This is a genomic window from Vibrio sp. SCSIO 43086 (genome assembly GCF_051132235.1).
Taxonomy (GTDB): Bacteria; Pseudomonadota; Gammaproteobacteria; order Enterobacterales; family Vibrionaceae; genus Vibrio; species Vibrio diabolicus.
The window spans coordinates 2,331,927-2,349,757 of the sequence record NZ_CP072677.1 but is presented as its reverse complement, the minus strand read 5'-3'; the positions used below and the strand labels follow the sequence as shown (position 1 = coordinate 2,349,757).

Sequence of the window (17,831 nt, the reverse complement as noted above, 5' to 3'; positions counted from 1 at the left end):
TAATAGCGATCCGTTTACGCAACAAACACGTTGTCCATTCATACTTCTGTAGCAACCACTCTGCCACTAAAATACTCATTTGATACGATATATGCGGTATTGCGAACCAATTCATCTTGGATCTCGGCCCAGTGTCTTTCGTTAAGTTCTTCTCTTGTATGGTTTACCGAAGGAATGACGCCACCCACCCGAATATTAAATGGAGTGAGCTCTTTTGCCCAACTGTGAGTAAAACCTGACACCAAAGCAGCCATGCTTTCGACTCCCGTTAAATCTTCATGGCTGTCATGGGAAATGACGTTAACAATTACCCCTTTCTTATTTCTAGCGCGAAATCGTTCGGCTCCCACCTGGCCATAGGTGTAGAGGAAACGTGCTGCAGAAGACAAGTGATCAATGTAAGTACTCATAGGTTCGGGAGCCATCAAGCCTGGCATGGGAGAGCTCGTCCAGCAATTGACTATCACGTCTGGTGTCGCACGCAGCTGCGATTCTATCTGATCAAACAGTAAGTTAATGGACGTTGTGTTATCACTGCACACATTCATCGCATAGACTTTATCTGTGAAGGCACTAATCTGCTCATAGCTCGATTTTAGAGCGCTAGAGTTTTGGTCACAAAGAATCAACGTCGCTCCAAGGTGAGCAAAGTGACTAGCACAAGTCCTTCCTATAACAGAACCTGCAGACGTGACGAGAATAATTGATTCTTTAATATCCATAACACCTTCACTGTATCCCTGTGTGAAAAAAATACACCAGTGGTTTGTGCTATTAGCATGGTTGAAATTAGAAAGGCTCAGTGTGAAAGACTTCAAACTAACGCTTTTGGATGAGGACTATTGTGCGGTAATTTGTAAGGCGTCACATTTCTGACTGTGGATACTGCAAGCTGTTGGTTGAACAATGCTCTCTATACTTGCAGTTGAATTTGATACTGACGTTGAGCCGTCACTAGTTGATCGTATAGCCCTGCATCTGGGATGAGGTTTTTGTTGCGCTCGCCCAATTTGCGTCGCTCATGACCGGATAGGTTGTGATAAACGTCTTCAGGAAGGTTAAACGTATCTTCCGGCAAGTAGGTCAGGGCGTCTGGTTTCAAGTAGTGACTCAGTTTCGCTGAGGGTAGACCTGCACCGTGGAATTGTTTTGCTTGTTGTGCTGCTAGCTCATAGCTGCTGCTATCAGAACGAAGAGCTTGAGGCGTTGACAATTCAAGTTGTTGGCGGAGTATATCATCGCTAGTGGCTACTTCTTTGATTTCCTCTACAGGTACAACGTCGCGTACATCGTTAGAAAACATCGACAAAATCAGTGCAAAATCGGCACGACGTCCTTCGTGGACAGCATGGTTGATACCATTGCCGAACTGAAGTTCGTTAATAATTGCCGCTTTGTCTAAAGTATGAATTTGCATGATGTTCCTCGCTCGATGCCATTTTAACGGCGTGTCTGAGAAGAACTTTAGGAAAAAGAAGAGATTAAATTGGAGTTTTTAAGCGAAAAATAAAAAGCTCGCTGGTTCAGCGAGCTTTTAAAATAAGACTAAATTGAACTTAGAGGGAAGTAAAATTACTTCGCTAGGTTCTCAGCTACGAAGTCCCAGTTTACAAGTGCCCAGAAGCCGTTCATGTAATCAGGACGTACGTTGCGGTAATCGATGTAGTATGCGTGTTCCCACAGGTCAACAGTTAGAAGTGGTGTTGTACCTTCTTCTGTTAGAGGAGTAGCAGCGTTAGAAGTGTTAACGATCTCTAGAGAGCCGTCAGCTTTCTTAACAAGCCAAGTCCATGAAGAACCGAAGTTGTTGATTGCTGAATCAGTAAACTTCGCTTTGAATTCTTCGAAAGAACCGAATGCTGCGTTGATTGCGTCAGCAACTGCGCCAGTTGGCTCGCCGCCTGCGTTTGGAGCAAGACAGTGCCAGTAGAACGTGTGGTTCCAGATTTGCGCTGCGTTGTTGAATACGCCACCAGTAGAAGTCTTGATGATCTCTTCTAGAGTTTTGCCTTCGAACTCAGTGCCAGGGATAAGACCATTTAGCTTAACAACGTAAGTGTTGTGGTGCTTACCGTGGTGGTAGTCTAGAGTCTCTGCTGAGATGTGTGGTTCTAGTGCGTCTTTCGCGTAAGGAAGAGCTGGTAGTTCAAATGCCATTACTCGATTCTCCATTGATTTGAAAGGATGACCTTTCGATTGCTTCCAGTGTTTTTTATAGCTATGTAGCCTTTAAGGCTGACTTGCTAAGTATTTTAGCAAGTTTTTACTTTATTAAAACCCCGATATGAAAATATTTTAAGGGGTTAGCGGCTGTGAAGTGCTGAATTGTTCGCCATCAAGCAACCTAAAGTTAAGCCTTATTAATTATATGGTTTTTATTCTGTCGTTATTGAGTAGAATGTGGCAAATAAACAAAGTTCAAACCCATGAATGAGGAAGCGATGGAAACTATCGACAAAATCAAACAGCAGATCTCTGAAAACTCAATCCTGCTGTACATGAAAGGATCACCGAAACTGCCAAGCTGTGGTTTCTCTTCTCAAGCGTCACAGGCTCTAATGGCATGTGGTGAGAAGTTCGCTTACGTAGACATTCTGCAAAACCCAGATATCCGTGCTGAGCTACCAAAGTACGCACAATGGCCAACATTCCCTCAACTATGGGTTGAAGGCGAGCTTATCGGCGGTTGCGACATCATTCTAGAAATGTTCCAAAAAGGTGAACTTCAGCCTCTAATCAAAGAAGCTGCAGCGCGCGCTGAAGATCAAGCTGAGTAATTCGTAAATACTCACATTTAGCGATAGAATACGAAGGAGCCGTACTGGCTCCTTTTTCTTTTTAGGTTAGTGGAATGAACATAAAGCTTTACTACGTGCATGACCCAATGTGCAGTTGGTGTTGGGGTTACAAACCGACGCTTGATAAATTGAAACAGCAACTGCCAGGCGTTATTCAGTTTGAGTATGTGGTGGGTGGTCTTGCGCCAGATACTAGTTTGCCGATGCCACCAGAGATGCAACAAAAACTCGAAGGTATTTGGAAGCAGATTGAGCGTCAGTTGGGCACCAAGTTTAACTACGATTTCTGGAAGCTTTGTACGCCAGTAAGAAGCACTTACCAATCTTGTCGCGCAGTTATCGCTGCGGGCTTTCAAGATTCTTATGAGCAGATGCTAGAAGCGATTCAACATGCGTATTATTTACGTGCGATGCCTCCTCATGAAGAAGCGACTCACTTGCAGCTAGCTAAAGAAATTGGTTTGAATGTTCAGCAGTTCAAGAACGATATGGACGGCTCTTTCTTAGAAGGTGTGTTCCAAGATCAACTGAGTCTTGCAAAGAGCCTAGGCGTGGATTCTTACCCTAGCTTGGTTCTTCAAATTAACGACGCTTATTTCCCGATTGCCGTGGATTATCTGTCAACAGAGCCTACCTTGAAACTGATACGTGAGCGTATTATTGACAATATGCCAGCGCAATAATCGCGATTTCAAATAACAAAAAGCCGCTCAATGAGCGGCTTTTTCGTAACTAAGAATATCCATCAAACAACGGTACTAAAGCACCATTGCAGCAATCCAACCAAAGATGATCAGTGGAATGTTGTAGTGGATAAAGGTTGGAACAACCGTTTCCCAAATGTGCTCATGCTGACCGTCGGCATTTAGACCAGATGTAGGGCCTAATGTAGAGTCAGAAGCAGGAGAGCCTGCATCACCCAAAGCGGCAGCAGTACCAACTAGCGCGATTGTTGCCATTGGCGAAAAACCAAATGCCAACGCGAGTGGAACGTAGATTGTCGCCAAGATTGGAATGGTTGAAAACGATGAACCAATGCCCATTGTTACTAGCAGGCCAACGATCAGCATCAGTAGTGCTGCAAGCGGCTTATTATCACCAATGCTGGTAGAGAGAGACTGTACTAATGTCTCAACGCCACCTGTTTGCTTCATTACCGCAGCAAAACCTGCGGCAGCGATCATGATGAAACCAATCATAGCCATCATATGCACGCCTTTTGTGAAGACATCGTGCGTTTCTTTCCAGGCAATCACACCGCCAAAAGTAAACACCATAAAGCCAGCTAGAGCACCAATAATCATTGAGCCAGTGTAAAGCTGAACACCCAATGCGGCGACAATACCAAGAGCGGCCACCAAGATGTGCTTTTTATTGATAGCATGATCTGTCTCGTGAACGACAGTCAACTCCGTTTCTTCGTAGATGCGTGGTTTACGGTAGCTAACAAAGATTGCCAGCAATAGACCAAACAACATACCAGCACCTGGCAGTAACATTGCAGTTGGAACTTGGCTTGCAACCACGTTTTCCAAACCGTTGTCATGTAGGTTCTTTAATAGAATGTTGTTTAAGAAAATACCGCCGAAACCAACAGGTAAGATCATGTAAGGTGTGATCAAACCAAAGGTAAGAACACACGCAACCAAACGTCGATCGAGCTTAAGTTTCGCAAATACGCCCAAAAGAGGTGGAATCAAAATTGGAATAAAGGCGATATGGACCGGAATTACGTTCTGAGATGACATAGTGACAAGAACGAGCGCGACTAACACCGCGTACTTTAACCCGGTCGTTGACGCCGAGTTTTCTTTACCATTTAAGCGCTTGATAACACTTTTTGCCAGTAGGTCCGTGATGCCAGATTTAGAGATAGCAACGGCGAAAGTACCTAACATTGCGTAGCTTAGAGCGATGGTCGCACCGCCACCTAAACCACTTTCGAACGCGGCAACTGTGTCTCCAAGGCTCATGCCTGCGACAAGGCCACCAACGATGGCACTAAACGTGAGGGCAACCACCACGTTTACGCGCATCAATGCTAACACGAGCATGACGCACACTGATATAACGACAGGATTCATACTTTTCCTAATATGTTGTGTTTACTTATTATTCTTCGTCAGCAAGCGGCCAACCGCCGAGGGCCTTCCATTTGTTGACAATGCCGCAGAATAATTCTGCTGTTTTTTGTGTATCGTAAAGCGCTGAGTGTGCTTCACGATTATCGAATTCCATCCCGGCCGTTTTGCATGCTTTCGCGAGAACCGTTTGACCATAAGCAAGGCCACTCAATGTTGCCGTGTCAAAAGTAGCAAAGGGATGAAAAGGGACTCTTTTTAGTTTACAGCGCTCATTGGCTGCATTTACAAAACCTAAGTCGAATGCTGCGTTATGGGCAACCATAATTGCGCGCGAGCAATCTGCGGCTTTTTGTTCTTTGCGAATAAGTTTATAAATCTCTTTTAACGCTTCTTGCTCAGAAACTGCACCACGAAGAGGGCTATATGGGTCACGAATACCATTGAATTCTAGCGCTTCTTTTTCTAAGTTAGCGCCCTCAAATGGCTCAACATGAAAATGAATGGTGGAGGCCGGATGCAACACGCCATCTTCGTCCATTTTTAACGTAACGGCGCAAATTTCTAAAAGTGCATCAGTTTGAGCATTGAAACCTGCGGTCTCAACGTCTACTACCACAGGGAAATAACCACGAAAGCGTTTTTTCAAGGTCAGAGCTTCATTTTCTATTGTCATGTCGGCTTATTTTTGTGTGACGAAGGCTGCATTATTGCAGATTATACCGACGAGAAAAACCGCAATTTAGGAGAAAAACGGAATTCTATTTTGCATCTCATCAATACGCTCGATCGCATTTCGGGTGATTGAGTTACCATGATTAACGTTAATCGTAATATCACGATATTTCGCACGTTGGCGAGGTTTTTGCATGCCAGGTGAAGTGGTTTTATTGATTCAAATTGACGGCAACAGACTGCCGTTTAAGAGACAGTACTTAGATGAAGAAATGGCTGATTACTAGTGGCGTTGTATTTTCGTTGTTTAGCACAAGCAGTTTTGCTGTGATGGGCAAACGTTATGTTGCCACTCCACAGCAATCTCAATGGGAAATGGTGGTCAACACACCGTTAGAATGCCAACTTGTTCACCCGATTCCAAGTTTTGGAGATGCGGTATTTTCATCTCGTGCGAATAAAAAAATCAATTTAGACTTTAAGTTAAAAATGCGCCGTCCGATGGGAGAAACACGTAACGTCAGTCTCATCTCTATGCCGCCACCTTGGCGACCAGGTGAACACGCCGATCGAATTACAAACCTAAAGTTTTTTAAACAGTTTGATGGTTATGTCGGAGGGCAAACAGCATGGGGCATTTTGTCTGAGCTGGAAAAAGGGCGTTATCCGACCTTTAGTTATCAGGATTGGCAGAGCCGAGATCAGAGAATTGAAGTCGCATTGTCATCCGTGCTGTTTCAAAATAAGTACAACGCGTTTAGCGACTGTATTTCCAATTTATTGAAATACAGTTTTGAAGACATTGCCTTTACGATTTTGCACTACGAAAGACAAGGCGATCAGTTAACCAAGGCTTCCAAAAAGCGTTTATCACAAATTGCAGATTATATCCGACATAATCAAGATATCGATCTCGTGCTGGTGGCGACGTACACCGATTCAACCGATGGCAAAAGTGCGAGCCAAAGTTTGTCTGAGCGACGTGCAGAGTCACTTCGTGATTATTTTCAGTCTCTAGGGCTACCGGAAGATCGAATTCAAGTGCAAGGGTACGGCAAGCGTCGTCCTATTGCAGATAATGGCTCACCAATAGGAAAAGACAAAAACCGCCGAGTCGTAATATCTCTAGGGCGAACCCAAGTCTAATGCATATAAAAACGCCGAAGCTCAAAGCTTCGGCGTTTTTGATTTACTGACGTTGTTAATAATATTTTAATGGGATTTTGCCAAGTACCTTTCGGTGATTCCGGCTGTATAATTTGGATGTTAGTTTAATCGGAATTTGGCAATGACTTCGCAATTGGTTGCGGTATCTATTTTTTCAACCTGTTTGGCAATAGCCGGATTAGGATGACGTTTCATGAAGTCTATTAATGCTTTAGTGCAACATCCTATTGAGTCGATAAAGCTTGCACATTCTTTATTTGGGCATTGTGGGATGAGTGTTAAGACTTTCTCTGAAGCCAGCTGAAGGTATTTGAGTTCATAGTCAGTGTCTCCGGCCCAACGCCAGAACTGAGCTAAGTTATGACAAGAAATCACAGAAATTAATAATCGCTCGTCTGCTTCAATTTCCACACATTCGCTAATATCTTCACTCAGGCTTAGGGCTTGCTGGTAATGAAGAATGCTGCGAACAGGGTCATCTAGTTGAAGTGCCGTATCGGCTAGAAGTGTGTGTTTTTCCCATTCACTGATCATTATCGTAATCCCGCATATCGAAGTTGCGAATAAATCTAAACGATAATTATTATCAAGTAAAGTGTTTTGTTTATAAAAGAACAGGCAGATCGCAGACCTGCCTGTAATCGATGTTCAACTTGCAGTACAAGTGATTATTAGAAGTGCCGCTTAGCCTTCAAGACCTGCTGAAGCTTGCTTGTTTTGGATAAGCTCAATCATATAACCATCTGGGTCTTTTACGAATGCAATGTGCGTGCTTCCGCCTTTTACTGGACCTGGTTCACGCGTCACATTACCACCCGCCGCTTTGATAGCGTCGCAAGTTGTGTAGATATCATCAACACCAATGGCGATATGACCAAAAGCAGTACCTAGGTCATATCCAGTTTTACCCCAGTTGTAAGTTAGCTCGATCACAGCACCTTGGGATTCGTCACCGTAGCCAAGAAACGCCAGTGTGTATTCGTACTCTTTATTCTCGTTCGTACGAAGCAACTGCATGCCCATAACTTCAGTGTAAAACTTGATGGATTTGTCTAGATCACCTACGCGAAGCATAGTGTGGAGAATTCGACCATTTGACATTTTTTGCTCCTAGCTTTGATTTTCAAATAGCGTTAGCTATCTGGATATACTTTCTCTTTATATTCGCACAAATCTTCAATAATGCAGCTACCGCAGCGAGGCTTTCTCGCCAAGCACGTGTAGCGGCCATGAAGAATGAGCCAGTGGTGCACATCGAGTTTGAACTCTTTTGGCACAACTTTTAATAGCTTTTGCTCGACATCATCAACCGTTTTGCCCATTGCAAACTTAGTACGATTCGACACGCGATAAATGTGCGTATCGACGGCAATGGTTGGCCAACCAAAAGCGGTGTTGAGCACGACGTTTGCGGTCTTGCGACCTACGCCTGGTAGCGCTTCTAACGCTGCACGATCTTCAGGAACTTCACCATTGTGTTTTTCCAACAAGATCTTACAAGTCTTGATAGTGTTTTCTGCTTTTGAGTTAAATAAACCGATGGTCTTTATGTATTCTTTTAAGCCATCAACTCCCAAATCGAGAATACTTTTCGGTGTATTAGCGACAGGGAAAAGCTTGTCGGTGGCTTTATTGACACTTACATCGGTTGCTTGCGCTGATAGTAATACCGCGATTAGCAGTTCAAAAGGGGAGCTCCAGTTAAGCTCAGTTTGAGGATTCGGATTGTTTTCTCGTAATCGCTCAAGAATTTCGATTCTTTTTATTTTGTTCATTGCTGACTTCCAATACCGTCTCTGCGGTTTATGAAAAAGGCTCCTATGACAGAGCCTTATTTTGTTATGCGTTGGTGACGCGAGCACGTTCTATGGTTGGTTTTTCTTCTTTTGGTTGACGTGCCTGGACTGAATTATCGATGACATTTTTAAGCGCTATCAACAGACCAACACCGATAAATGCACCGGGTGGAAGAAGCGCTAGCAGAAAGCTGTTGTCAAATTGGAAAATTTGAATGCGGAGAGCGGATGCCCAGTCTCCTAATAGCAGATCTGCCCCGTCGAATAGCGTGCCATTACCAATTAACTCACGCATGGCACCTAGCACGACCAAAACGCTTGTCATACCAAGCCCCATCCATAAACCGTCTAATGCTGCAGGCGCAACATCATTTTTTGAAGCATATGCTTCAGCTCGACCAATAATGATGCAGTTCGTTACAATCAGAGGAATAAAGATACCAAGAGACAGGTATAAACCATACGCATAGGCATTCATCAATAACTGAACACAGGTAACGAGAGAGGCAATGATCATCACGAACACAGGAATGCGGATCTCTTTTGGTACGTAATTACGAATAAGAGAAACCGTGACGTTGGAGCCGACCAGCACTAATAAGGTTGCAATACCAAGACCTAAGGCATTGGTGATCGTGGAAGAAACCGCTAACAGTGGACATAAGCCCAGCAGTTGTACGAGAGCAGGGTTATTGCTCCACATACCGTTTTTCATCAGCAATTTATTTTCACTCATTACTGCTCTCCTTCACAGCCCAAAGGCTGGCTAAGAATGTCTTCACGAGACTGGTTTACGTAGTTAACGGTATTTCGCACCACTTTTACGACGGCTCTAGGCGTGATCGTTGCACCAGTAAATTGATCGAAATCACCACCATCTTTACGAACTTTCCATGAGTTCCAGTTACTTTCCGTGACTTGTTTGCCCGTAAAGCTCAGGATCCAGTCGGTGACACGAAGATCAATTTTGTCGCCCAGGCCAGGTGTTTCTTGATGGCTTAAGACGCGTGTCCCCAAAATATTGCCCTGATTGTCAATCCCAGTAATAACTTTTATCTCACCATTGTAGCCATCTGGCGCGATGGATTCTATTGCGATTGCTGTCGGTTCACCATTCTTCGTGGCGAGGTAGGCTGGCATCGCACGCAATGTCCCCAGTTCTGGTGACGTGACCATAGTGCAGGCTTGCGTGAGTGCGTTGTCATGCATGTTTTCTGGAATGACTTGATTCAAAACAGAAAGCAATTGTTGTTGTTCTTGTATCTTGATTTGGTCTTTTGTTAGGTACTGAGTAAAGGCGACTAATCCGGTTGTTGCACAGGCAAAGATCGCAAGTGTCAGACCATTTTTTCTAATAGCGGTTAACATGTTTACCTCAGTGACCGTAAGTTCTAGGTTTGGTGTAGTAATCGATCAGTGGCACACACATATTTGCAAGTAACACTGCGAATGCAACACCATCAGGGAAGCCGCCCCAACTGCGAATGATAAAGACCAAAGCACCAATAAGCGCGCCAAAGATCAAACGTCCTTTAACGGTGGTAGACGCCGACACGGGATCGGTTGCAATAAAGAATGCGCCAAGCATGGTTGCACCTGATAACAAGTGGAAGATTGGCGACGCAGTTTCCCCTGGGGTCAGCAAGCTGAACACGACGCTAAATAGCGTCAGGCTCGCTAGGAAACCTACGGGGATATACCATTGGATGATGCGTTTTTTGATCATCACTAAACCACCAAGTAAGTAGGCAAGATTTACCCATTGCCAACCAATGCCAGCTAATCCATCGAATATTGGCTGCGACAGTACTTCGCTTGGGGTTGCACCTGTATGAATGCCGGTCTTAAATGCATCAAGTGGCGTCGCCATTGTCACACCGTCAACCCCCGTTCGAACTTGCTGAAGCGATAAGCCGTCGTAATCATAGCCCGTAAAAATTAAAGAGAGTGTATCTGCAAAATTTACGTGATCAGGTATGAGTGACGTCGGGGCACTCCAACTCGTCATTTGCACTGGGAATGAGATCAACAAGACCACATAAGCGACCATGGCAGGATTGAATAAGTTTTGACCAAGGCCACCATATAGGTGTTTAGCAATTACGATCGCGAAAATAAGTCCGATCACCATAATCCACCACGGAGACCATGGTGGAATAGCAACGGCTAATAACCAAGCAGTAACGATCGCACTGTTATCACGTAGTGCTCGCATCGGCGAACGTTTACGGAAGACCATAACTAAGGCTTCAAGTGATACAGCGACTGCGATGGCAAAAATCAGCTGAATAAGCGTTCCCCACCCAAAGAAGTAGGTCTGAGCCGCTAAACCTGGGAGAGCACAAAGTGCCACCCATTTCATTAAGTCAGGTGTACTACGACGGCTGTGGGTATGCGGTGAACTGGCAATAAAAAACGACACTACTCGTTCTCCTCAGTATTATTTTTATTAGCTTCTTGCTGCGCTTTGCGAGCTTTCGCGCGCGCAATAGCAGCAGCGACAGCCGCTTTTTTCGGATCTTCAGTTTGTTCAGCAGGCGTTTCAGCTTCTACCGTTTCGGCTTGTTCTTCTTGCTTAGCTTTACGCGCTTTGGCACGCGCAATAGCCGCAGCGACAGCCGCTTTTTTCGGATCTTCAGCTTGTTCAGCAGGCGTTTCAGCTTCTACCGTTTCGGCTGGTTCTTCTTGCTTAGCTTTACGCGCTTTGGCACGCGCAATGGCAGCAGCAACCGCGGCTTTTTTCGGGTCTGCAGCTTGCTCAGTAGGCGCTTCAGCTTCTTCGGTTTCAGTTGAGTCTGCTTGTTTCGCTTTTCGGGCCTTAGCGCGTGCAATGGCAGCAGCAACCGCGGCTTTCTTCGGATCTTCAGTTTGTTCATCAGGCGCTTCAGCTTCTACCGTTTCAGCTGAGTCTGCTTGTTTCGCTTTTCGGGCCTTAGCGCGTGCAATGGCAGCAGCAACCGCGGCTTTTTTCGGATCGTCGGTTTGCTCAGCGGGCGCTTCAGCTTCTTCGGTTTCAGTTGAGTCTGCTTGTTTCGCTTTTCGGGCCTTAGCGCGTGCAATGGCAGCAGCAACGGCGGCTTTCTTCGGATCGTCGGTTTTCTCAGTAGGCGTTTCAGCTTCTTCGGTTTCAGTTGAGTCTGCTTGTTTCGCTTTACGCGCTTTGGCACGCGCAATGGCAGCAGCAACGGCGGCTTTCTTCGGATCTTCGGTTTTCTCAGCAGATGCTTGAGCTTCTATTGTTTCGGTTGATTCTTCTTGTTGAGCTTTTTTCGCTTTAGCTCGGGCGATGGCTGCTGCAACTGCCGATTTCTTATCATCAGCGTTGTTGTCTGGCGTTTCGCCTTGTTCTTTTTGTGCTTTACGTTCGCGGGCTAGACGTTTGCGTTCTTCGCGCAGTTTTGCCATTTCTGAGTTATCAGGTTCACTAGAGCCTGCTTTAGCAGCTGCGGCTTGTTTTGCTTTCGCTTTGGCAATGGCTGCAGCGACGGCAGGTTTAACGGCTGGCTCTGCTTTTTCAGTTGTTTCTGTCTTCTGAGCTTTCACTCGTGCGATCGCTGCTGCAATCGCATCATCACCACCAGAAGATTTCATGTCTTTACGGCGCTGATCGGCTGCTTTCTTAAAGCGATTTTCACGTTCTGCTTTTTCGCGCTCCATACGCGCTTTCTTCTCTTCAAAACGCAGCTTCGCTCGCTCCGCAGCTTCCGCTTCTTGTGCTCTGGTGCGAATTTCCGCTTTTGCTTGGCGGTAGTACTGTACGAGAGGAATTTCACTTGGACACACAAACGCGCAAGCACCGCACTCGATACAATCCTTTAAGTTTAGTTCTTCGAGTTTGTCATACTCTTCAGCTTTTGCATGCCATTGCAGTTGCTGAGGTAGCAGTGAAGCAGGGCAAGCTTCAGCACATTGGCTACAGCGAATACATTCCATCTCATGTTGGTGTGGAGAGATCTCACGACGAGTCGGGGCAAGGATACAGTTTGCTGTCTTGGTAATCGGCACTTGAGAGTGGGGAAGGGTGAAGCCCATCATTGGTCCACCCATGATTAAACGTTGTAACTTCTTATCGGCTTTATAGCCAAACTCATCCAATAACGCCTGTACTGGTGTACCTAATAATGCCCAAACATTGCGTGGTTGTTTGAATGTTTTACCGGTGAGAGTCACCACGCGTTTTATCATCGGTTCACCATCGATGATTGCGCGTTTGATTGAGTAAAGAGAACCGACATTTTGAACCAAAATACCAATATCGGCTGGAATTGCGCCGCTTGGTACTTCTTTATTGGTCAAAATTTTGATCAGCTGTTTTTCACCACCAGAAGGGTATTTAGTCGGGATAACGCGAATGACGACATCTTTGTTTAGAGCCGCAGCTTCTAACGCTTTAATTGCCTCTGGTTTGTTATCTTCAATACCAATAATCGTGAGCTTTGGTGTCAGGATATGTTCGACAATCTCGATACCTTGGATGAGCTCTTCGGCATGCTCTTGCATGAGCTTGTCATCTGATGTGATGTATGGCTCACACTCAGCTGCGTTGACGATAAGAATCTCTGTGCGAGCAAAACCTGATTGGATTTTTTTTGCGGTAGGGAAACCTGCGCCACCCATACCTGAAATGCCTGCGAGACGAATAATATCGATCAGTGCGTCAGGTGTTTCTTGTTTGTAATCCGCGACGGGTTTTCTGTCACACCATGTATCGTTACCATCAGGGGTAATGACCGCACAGAGTTCACTCAGACCTGAAGGGTGAGCAACGGTTCTAGGCTCAATTGCGGTGATCGTACCCGATGTAGGAGCATGCACTGGAACGGTAAAACCAGTTTCGGATTGCGTTAATGGCTGACCTTTTAATACGTGGTCACCTTCGGCAACCAATAAGTTACCAGCCTTACCAATGTGCTGTTTTAGGGGTAATACAATTTCTGATGGGATAGCCGCGTGAACGAGCTCAGTTTTGTTGGACTGCTTTTTGTTTTCTGCCGGATGCACACCACCAGGGAAATCCCAAAGCGAGCCTGTACGAATTTGTTCAATCAAAGACAACATGCGAAACCTTACTTAATTGAATCTTTCACGTTCGCTGCATCGTCGGCAGCATCCGTAATGTTGAGTACTGGAATGGAGTTAAGTTGCCACTTCCAGCTTTCCGTGGTGGTTGCCACAGGAATCATTTCAATACAATCAGTTGGACATGGTGCAACACATAAGTCACACCCCGTACATTCGTCTTTAATTACGGTATGGACCGCTTTTGTACCGCCTACAATTGCATCCACTGGACACGCTTGAATACACTTAGTACAGCCAATGCACATATCTTCGTGGATAAATGCAACGGTTGGAATTTTGCTGTCGAGATCGTGCGCAGATTCTTCTGGCTCAACACCCATTAAGTCGGCGAGCTTTTCGATGGTTGCCTGACCGCCTGGCGGACATTTGTTGATGTGGTCGCCATTTGCAATCGCTTCAGCATAAGGGCGGCAACCAGGGTAGCCACATTGACCGCATTGAGTTTGAGGTAAGATTGCGTCGATTTGATCCACAATTGGGTCTGCCTCGACTTTGAAGCGAATAGAAGCAAAACCAAGTATCGCGCCGAAAATCGCAGCAAGAACCGCTAACGCGATGATCGCAATTAAAATCGTACTCATTGTTTACTTCACCAAACCTGTAAAGCCCATAAAGGCTAGTGACATTAAACCCGCTGTAATCATTGCAATCGATGCACCTTTAAAAGGCACTGGTACGTCGGCGGCAGCTATGCGCTCACGCATGGATGCAAAAAGTATCAACACCAATGAGAAACCAACAGCGGCGCCGAAGCCGTAGATAATCGATTCGATAAAGTTATGGTTCTCATTAATATTAAGAAGCGCGACGCCTAATACCGCGCAGTTTGTAGTGATCAACGGTAAGAAAATACCAAGCAAGCGATAAAGTGTTGGACTTGTTTTGTGCACAACCATTTCGGTGAACTGCACCACAACGGCTATCACCAAAATAAAACTCATGGTTCGAAGGTACTCAATACCCAGTGGACGAAGAATGTAGCTTTCCACTAAATACGCACACACTGACGCGAGCGTTAGCACAAAAGTTGTCGCTAAGCCCATACCTATTGCTGTTTCCAGTTTTTTGGACACACCCATAAAAGGACATAGGCCCAAAAACTTCACCAGTACAAAGTTGTTCACCAGCACAGTGCCGACCAACAACAAAACATATTCGGTCATAGTTATTACGTTCTTAAAATCCGATCTTGATATTATCGTGTTTTGTGACACCAATAACAACCAGTGAACGATGTGGTTTTACATACACGATGGAAAAATAGTCGTCTATGTGAGGTATTTTGATGAATCAATAAGAAATTGAACAGCTTGCTGAATGGATTTTACAAAGACGCTGGTGCTGTCTTTCCTCAAAGAATCTTTTGCTCAGAAGGTGGGAATTACACTTAGCGAGTAATTTTAAGTCGTCACTTGAGATATTGATGGTGAAAGAAATTTTTGATTTCAAAACGAAAAAAGCCGTGTCTTGCGACACGACTTTTCTGGAATTTGGCTCCTCCTGCTGGGCTCGAACCAGCGACCTGCGGATTAACAGTCCGTCGCTCTACCAACTGAGCTAAGGAGGAATTGCTTTGCTTGAAAGCGGAACGAATCTTACCGAGCAGCCAAACTACTGTCAACAGTAAAAAAATACATTTTTAGCAAAAAATATTGGGGGAAGGGCTTTACTTTTCTGTACTGCTTGTCAGTAAAGGGGTGAGGTTACTTATCCACTAATTTTGTGGATAACTATGTTGATGAGATCTGAGTAAAGATCTTTTATATGCAACCTGGTTTTTGTTTAGTGAATTTTTAATCAGGGTTATACAGAGAATATGCAATTAAAACATAGATTTATTGATATTAAGCAAAATGTATTCAAGGTGGATAAAAATCTAGCTTTTGGGGATAAAGACTGTTTAGGCCAATTTTTGGGGAAAAGTTGTGGAAACTGCAATGTGAAGAATGGGTGTGGCTCTTCAGCTAGGGCGAAGTACTATATCAGAGTAGGTTTTGTATGGCTATAGCATTCTAGACAAACAAGAAAATTTATTAACAATGGTGGGTAAATTTTCAATAGACGTAGATTTCATTGGCTAAGGTGTATATATATACAGCCAAAGCGCAGTAAAGTTGAGGAAGGGTATGAGTAAAGTCTATGAATTGGTCTCCGATTATCAGCCATCGGGTGACCAGCCGGGAGCGATCAAGCAGCTGCTTGAGGGGCTCGATGCTGGACTGGCACATCAAACACTATTGGGGGTAACGGGATCGGGTAAAACGTTCACACTAGCGAATGTTATCGCTCAAGCCCAGAGACCTGCAATATTACTTGCTCCAAACAAAACGCTCGCAGCGCAATTATATGGCGAGATGAAATCATTCTTTCCCAATAATGCGGTGGAATACTTTGTTTCCTACTACGATTACTACCAGCCTGAAGCTTATGTCCCGACGACGGATACTTTCATTGAAAAAGACGCATCAGTTAACGCTCACATAGAGCAAATGCGCCTTTCCGCAACGAAAGCACTATTGGAACGTAAAGACGCGATTATCGTTGCGTCTGTTTCTGCTATCTATGGTTTGGGTGACCCAGAATCTTACTTGCAAATGATGTTGCATTTACGTCGTGGTGACGTGATTGATCAACGGGACATGCTACGACGTTTGGCAGAGCTACAATATTCGAGAAATGACGTGGCATTTGAGCGAGGACAGTTTCGGGTTCGTGGCGAAGTGATTGATATCTTTCCAGCGGAATCTGACCAAGACGCAGTTCGTGTCGAAATGTTTGATGATGAAATTGACTGCATCAGTGTTTTTGATCCATTGACTGGTGTGGTGAAACAGCGAGATTTACCACGCTACACCATTTATCCTAAGACGCACTACGTGACACCAAGAGATCGTATTCTTGAAGCGATTGAAAATATTAAGGTTGAATTAGAAGTACGCAAAAAACAGCTTCTAGACAACAACAAGCTACTGGAAGAACAGCGTATTAGCCAGCGGACTCAATTCGATATCGAGATGATGAATGAGTTAGGTTTTTGCTCAGGTATCGAAAACTATTCTCGCTATCTCAGCGGACGCTCGGAAGGCGAGCCGCCACCGACATTGTTTGATTACTTGCCTCATGACGGTTTGTTGATCATCGATGAATCTCACGTGACGGTGCCGCAGATTGGTGCCATGTATAAAGGTGACCGCTCTCGTAAAGAAACGCTGGTGGAGTTTGGTTTTCGCTTACCTTCTGCGTTGGATAATCGTCCGCTCAAGTTTGAAGAGTTTGAAGCGTTAGCACCGCAGACGATTTTTGTCTCTGCGACGCCAGGAAATTATGAACTAGAAAAATCTTCAGGCGACGTGGCGGATCAAGTTGTTCGTCCAACAGGCTTGCTTGACCCAGAATTGGAAGTTCGCCCAGTGGCGACCCAAGTGGACGACTTGTTGTCTGAAATTCGCCTCCGTTCTGCTAAAGATGAGCGAGTTCTAGTGACAACATTGACCAAACGAATGGCCGAAGATCTCACCGAGTACTTGCACGAACATGATGTTAGGGTACGTTACTTACACTCAGATATTGATACCGTAGAACGTGTGGAGATCATCCGCGATCTTCGTCTTGGCGAGTTTGACGTGCTGGTGGGAATTAACTTGCTACGAGAAGGCTTGGACATGCCTGAAGTTTCGCTGGTTGCAATATTGGATGCAGATAAAGAGGGCTTCTTGCGCTCCGAGCGTTCACTGATTCAGACCATTGGTCGTGCTGCGCGAAATCTTGAAGGTAAGGCGATCTTGTATGCTGACCGAATCACCAACTCCATGAAAAAGGCGATGGATGAAACTAACCGCCGCCGCGAGAAGCAGAAAGCGTACAATGAAGAAATGGGCATTTCGCCGCAAGCGCTCAAACGAAATATCAAAGATATTATGGAATTGGGCGATATTACCAAGTCTAAACGTCAGCGTAATACTAAACAGGTACCGTTGTCGAAAGTGGCGGAGCCTTCGCAAATATACGAGGTCATGTCTCCTCAACAGTTGGAAAAAGAAATCAGTCGACTTGAGGCGGCAATGTATCAGCACGCGCAAGATTTAGAGTTTGAATTGGCGGCGCAAAAGCGTGACGAGATTGAAAAACTAAGAGCGCAGTTCATCGCAAATAGTTAAAAATAAGCTTAATGATCTAGCTTAGCCAAGAGTTTTAGATTGCTTGCAAAAAAAAAAAGAAGCCAATAGGCAGTC

18 protein-coding genes and 1 tRNA gene are annotated in these 17,831 nt (G+C 45.0%); 4 read left to right on the top strand and 15 right to left on the bottom strand.

The genetic code is table 11. The features are described 5' to 3' along the window. Nucleotides 1-38: 38 nt before the first annotated feature. The 3 genes from J8Z23_RS11175 to sodB form a co-directional block, all read right to left on the bottom strand. Nucleotides 39-722 carry an SDR family oxidoreductase gene (locus tag J8Z23_RS11175; protein WP_012841565.1) on the bottom strand — a complete coding sequence of 228 codons (684 nt, stop codon included), beginning with the start codon at nt 720-722 and terminating at the stop codon, nt 39-41. Nucleotides 723-913: 191 nt separating this feature from the next. Beyond that, a complete protein-coding gene (locus J8Z23_RS11170) occupies nt 914-1,417 on the bottom strand; it encodes a VC2046/SO_2500 family protein (protein WP_301659702.1) in 504 nt (167 codons plus the stop codon). 155 nt (nt 1,418-1,572) lie between these two features. Beyond that, nucleotides 1,573-2,157: a superoxide dismutase [Fe] gene (sodB, locus tag J8Z23_RS11165; protein WP_005396533.1), complete on the bottom strand. Its 585-nt coding sequence runs from the start codon at nt 2,155-2,157 to the stop codon at nt 1,573-1,575. A gap of 284 nt (nt 2,158-2,441) precedes the next feature. Between sodB and J8Z23_RS11160 the strand changes: the two genes are divergently transcribed. Both J8Z23_RS11160 and J8Z23_RS11155 read left to right on the top strand, forming a co-directional pair. Further along, nucleotides 2,442-2,777 carry a Grx4 family monothiol glutaredoxin gene (locus J8Z23_RS11160; protein WP_017635833.1) on the top strand — a complete coding sequence of 112 codons (336 nt, stop codon included), beginning with the start codon at nt 2,442-2,444 and terminating at the stop codon, nt 2,775-2,777. A gap of 74 nt (nt 2,778-2,851) precedes the next feature. Then, nucleotides 2,852-3,481 (top strand): DsbA family protein, encoded by a 630-nt coding sequence (locus J8Z23_RS11155; protein WP_005396534.1) that lies wholly within the window; start codon nt 2,852-2,854, stop codon nt 3,479-3,481. Nucleotides 3,482-3,556: 75 nt separating this feature from the next. Here the strand turns inward: J8Z23_RS11155 and J8Z23_RS11150 are convergent, their stop codons facing one another. Both J8Z23_RS11150 and rnt read right to left on the bottom strand, forming a co-directional pair. Then, nucleotides 3,557-4,882, bottom strand: coding sequence for a Na+/H+ antiporter family protein (locus J8Z23_RS11150; protein ID WP_005396535.1), 1,326 nt, complete (start codon nt 4,880-4,882; stop codon nt 3,557-3,559). 28 nt (nt 4,883-4,910) lie between these two features. Next, nucleotides 4,911-5,555 carry a ribonuclease T gene (gene rnt, locus J8Z23_RS11145; protein ID WP_005396536.1) on the bottom strand — a complete coding sequence of 215 codons (645 nt, stop codon included), beginning with the start codon at nt 5,553-5,555 and terminating at the stop codon, nt 4,911-4,913. A 263-nt stretch (nt 5,556-5,818) separates the two neighbouring features. Here rnt and motY point away from each other — a divergent pair, with 263 nt between their 5' ends. Further along, nucleotides 5,819-6,700: a flagellar protein MotY gene (gene motY / locus J8Z23_RS11140; RefSeq protein ID WP_257896851.1), complete on the top strand. Its 882-nt coding sequence runs from the start codon at nt 5,819-5,821 to the stop codon at nt 6,698-6,700. Between the two features lie 120 nt (nt 6,701-6,820). Here the strand turns inward: motY and J8Z23_RS11135 are convergent, their stop codons facing one another. The 10 genes from J8Z23_RS11135 to J8Z23_RS11090 form a co-directional block, all read right to left on the bottom strand. Further along, entirely contained in the window at nt 6,821-7,255 is a 435-nt protein-coding gene (locus J8Z23_RS11135) for a DUF2753 domain-containing protein (RefSeq protein ID WP_005384886.1), read from the bottom strand. Nucleotides 7,256-7,405: 150 nt separating this feature from the next. Next, nucleotides 7,406-7,822: a lactoylglutathione lyase gene (gene gloA, locus J8Z23_RS11130; RefSeq protein ID WP_257896850.1), complete on the bottom strand. Its 417-nt coding sequence runs from the start codon at nt 7,820-7,822 to the stop codon at nt 7,406-7,408. Nucleotides 7,823-7,854: 32 nt separating this feature from the next. After that, on the bottom strand, nt 7,855-8,496 hold the full coding sequence (gene nth, locus J8Z23_RS11125; RefSeq protein WP_005396542.1) for an endonuclease III: 642 nt from the start codon (nt 8,494-8,496) through the stop codon (nt 7,855-7,857). A gap of 64 nt (nt 8,497-8,560) precedes the next feature. Continuing rightward, on the bottom strand, nt 8,561-9,253 hold the full coding sequence (locus J8Z23_RS11120; RefSeq protein ID WP_394623495.1) for an electron transport complex subunit E: 693 nt from the start codon (nt 9,251-9,253) through the stop codon (nt 8,561-8,563). Beyond that, nucleotides 9,253-9,885 carry an electron transport complex subunit RsxG gene (gene rsxG / locus J8Z23_RS11115; RefSeq protein WP_006743364.1) on the bottom strand — a complete coding sequence of 211 codons (633 nt, stop codon included), beginning with the start codon at nt 9,883-9,885 and terminating at the stop codon, nt 9,253-9,255. Before rsxG ends, J8Z23_RS11120 begins: the two co-directional genes overlap by 1 nt. Before the next feature lie 7 nt (nt 9,886-9,892). Continuing rightward, nucleotides 9,893-10,939 carry an electron transport complex subunit RsxD gene (gene rsxD, locus J8Z23_RS11110; protein WP_047010069.1) on the bottom strand — a complete coding sequence of 349 codons (1,047 nt, stop codon included), beginning with the start codon at nt 10,937-10,939 and terminating at the stop codon, nt 9,893-9,895. Then, on the bottom strand, nt 10,939-13,575 hold the full coding sequence (gene rsxC / locus J8Z23_RS11105; protein ID WP_434633520.1) for an electron transport complex subunit RsxC: 2,637 nt from the start codon (nt 13,573-13,575) through the stop codon (nt 10,939-10,941). Before rsxC ends, rsxD begins: the two co-directional genes overlap by 1 nt. Nucleotides 13,576-13,583: 8 nt before the next feature. Then, nucleotides 13,584-14,180: an electron transport complex subunit RsxB gene (gene rsxB / locus J8Z23_RS11100; protein WP_005396655.1), complete on the bottom strand. Its 597-nt coding sequence runs from the start codon at nt 14,178-14,180 to the stop codon at nt 13,584-13,586. A 3-nt stretch (nt 14,181-14,183) separates the two neighbouring features. Then, nucleotides 14,184-14,762 (bottom strand): electron transport complex subunit RsxA, encoded by a 579-nt coding sequence (gene rsxA / locus J8Z23_RS11095; protein ID WP_005380762.1) that lies wholly within the window; start codon nt 14,760-14,762, stop codon nt 14,184-14,186. A 328-nt stretch (nt 14,763-15,090) separates the two neighbouring features. Beyond that, a tRNA-Asn gene (locus tag J8Z23_RS11090) sits at nt 15,091-15,166 on the bottom strand. A 559-nt stretch (nt 15,167-15,725) separates the two neighbouring features. Here J8Z23_RS11090 and uvrB point away from each other — a divergent pair. Then, nucleotides 15,726-17,756: an excinuclease ABC subunit UvrB gene (gene uvrB, locus J8Z23_RS11085; RefSeq protein ID WP_046874402.1), complete on the top strand. Its 2,031-nt coding sequence runs from the start codon at nt 15,726-15,728 to the stop codon at nt 17,754-17,756. Nucleotides 17,757-17,831 lie beyond the last annotated feature (75 nt).